We start from the raw sequence: 2,381 nt of genomic DNA on the forward strand, positions 1-2,381 counted from the left end.
GCTTGTCCTCGACCGTCTGGATAGCCGCTTCTGGTACTGCGACCTTTGTTTGCCGAGTATCAGTGTCAACCTGCACGGTCACGAATAGCCCGGGACGCCATGCACCTTGTGGATTGGCCAAGGTCACGCGGACCGTGGCTGTACGAGTTTGCTCGCCCAACAAACTGCCTACATAGGCCACGGTTCCAGTGACTTCGGCATTCAGTTCCGGCGCACTGACCGTGACCGACTTGCCCACCAGTACCTTGTTTAAATCCTTTGGCGAGACACCAAAGGTCACCCACACACGCGACAAGTCGGAGAGGGTGAAGGCATTAGTGGTTTCGCTGACAACCTCACCGAGGCCCAAGTGTTTCTCAACGACAACCCCGTCAAACGGCGCACGCAATTCATATCGGTTACCCCCGCTGGTGACCGAGCTGCCACTGAGTACGCTGATTTTTTGTCGAGCATTGCTGAGGGCGATTTCGGCTTCTTGCAAAGCCTGGCGGGCTTGCAGGAAATCCTGTTCGGCAGAGATTTTGTCCTGCCATAACTGTCGCTCTCGCTCGTAGGTAGTACGGGCCAACTCAAGACGACGTTGCGCCGCGGCTTGTTCACTACGCTGATCAGAAATTTGTTGGCTGGCGATCACGGCCAGCAACTGGCCTTTTTTCACCGGTTGACCAAGATTGACATGGACCGACTCGACGACACCGGGTACGCGGGGCACCACATGCGCAGTGCGGTCTTCATCAAAACGGATTTCTCCAGGAAAGGGCAATGAAAGGCTAATACTCTGCGCCTTGGCTTCGACCAACTGGATGCCGGCTGAGCTGATCTGCTCTTCGCTCAGAGTCAAGTGACCTTCTTCCGCTTCGCCTTCGACGTGTTCGCCCTCGGCCGATTTCTTGCCAGTAGTTTCATCGCCGTGATCGTCATGGCCTTTGCCCTCCTGAGCCTGAGCCTGAGCCTGAGCCTCGGCTGAGAGCACCGATGGGCTGCCCATCCACAACGAGCCGATGCCTATACCCACCGTCAAGGTCAGTGCAGTGACGAGAATTAGTTTTTTATCCATGGAAACTCCCTGCGCAGCCCAGTCGGCAGTCACGGATTACCGTGGTATTGCGATGCTGAGCAGCGGTAAAAAAAGCGTTATATGAAATTCACGGAGTGCGAGTGAGAAGGGCGACATCTCCGAAAATTCGCTCGATGCGCACCCAGGCGTCTGTCGCCTCGGCGATAGCCTGGATGTATTGCGTGCGGGCGCTAATCAAGGTGCGCTGAGCATCGAGTACGTCGAGGAAGTTAAACTTGCCCATTTCGAAACCTCGGGTAGCGGTGTCGACGGCACTTTGCGCGGCAGGCAGGATGGTTTGATTGAACGACGCGACTTCAGTGTTAGCCGTCACCCACTGATCCAGGGTGGTCTGGATTTCTGTGCGCAGGCGTAACTCACTGGCATTGCGAAGGTCGCGGGCCTGATCAGTTCGGCGGGCAGCTGCCAGTACATTGCCCTGGTTACGATTGAATAACGGGATGGGCATAGACAGCCCCACGACATTCACCCGCTCGCGCTCGCGCTCGTCGTATTGGCTCCCGATACTCACGGTGAGGTCGGGAATTCGCTGAGCCTTCTCCAGGCCAAGGGAGGCTTCCCGCTGATCTATTTGCAGTTTTGCCAATCGTAGTTCCGCGGTTTCACCTATGCGATTAAGCAGCAGTGACGAATCCGGTACGGTTGGTATCGACCGGCCTGGATCACCCACAGACACGAATGCAGGCAAAGGCGCGCCCATGACCTGAGCGAGTCGCTGGTAGGCACTGGCCTCATCCCGCTCAGCCCGCCTCAGCTCCAGACGCACTTCTGATAGCTGAACCTCTGCGCGAGTACCTTCAACGGGTGAGGATTTACCACTCTTGATGCGACCTTGCGCTACACGCAAACCGCGCTCGGCGAGCTCAATTGATTGACGTGATAACAGCAGCCTTTGCTGAGCCGTCGAGGAGCTGTAAAACGCCTGAATGACATCGGCACGCAGAACATTGCGTTTGCGTTCCAATTCAATCCCGGCCGCGTCTTGAGCTCGACTGGCCACTTCGATCCTAGCCCCGCGCTTACCGCCAAGCTCGATCGGCTGGTTGATCATTACCGTCGTAGTGCGCGAGTTTCGCCGAGTATCTTCAGCCTCCCAGGAAACCTCAGGGTTAGGGATCAACCCTGCCTGCTGTCGCTCTCCCTGAGCAATACCAGTCTCCCACTGCGCTGCAGCCAGATCAGGATTGTTGGCAAAAGCAGTTTCAAGCGCCTGATCCATTGTGAGCATTTGAGCGGTCGCCGCAAACAAAGGACTAGTCAAAAGCGCAAGGATCGAAATGAGACCTGCTCTTAGCATGGTCTT

The 2,381-nt window shown here is 56.4% G+C and carries 2 protein-coding genes; both read right to left on the reverse strand.

The window, feature by feature from the left end; translation table 11 throughout:
- A partial coding sequence (locus tag FQ182_RS29445) for an efflux RND transporter periplasmic adaptor subunit (RefSeq protein WP_149494082.1) occupies nucleotides 1-1,057 on the reverse strand: 1,057 nt, incomplete at its 3' end.
- A gap of 88 nt (nucleotides 1,058-1,145) precedes the next feature.
- Nucleotides 1,146-2,375: a TolC family protein gene (locus FQ182_RS29450; RefSeq protein ID WP_231990974.1), complete on the reverse strand. Its 1,230-nt coding sequence runs from the start codon at nucleotides 2,373-2,375 to the stop codon at nucleotides 1,146-1,148.
- Between the last annotated feature and the right edge of the window lie 6 nt (nucleotides 2,376-2,381).

Source organism: Pseudomonas sp. ANT_H4, assembly GCF_008369295.1.
GTDB lineage: Bacteria > Pseudomonadota > Gammaproteobacteria > Pseudomonadales > Pseudomonadaceae > Aquipseudomonas.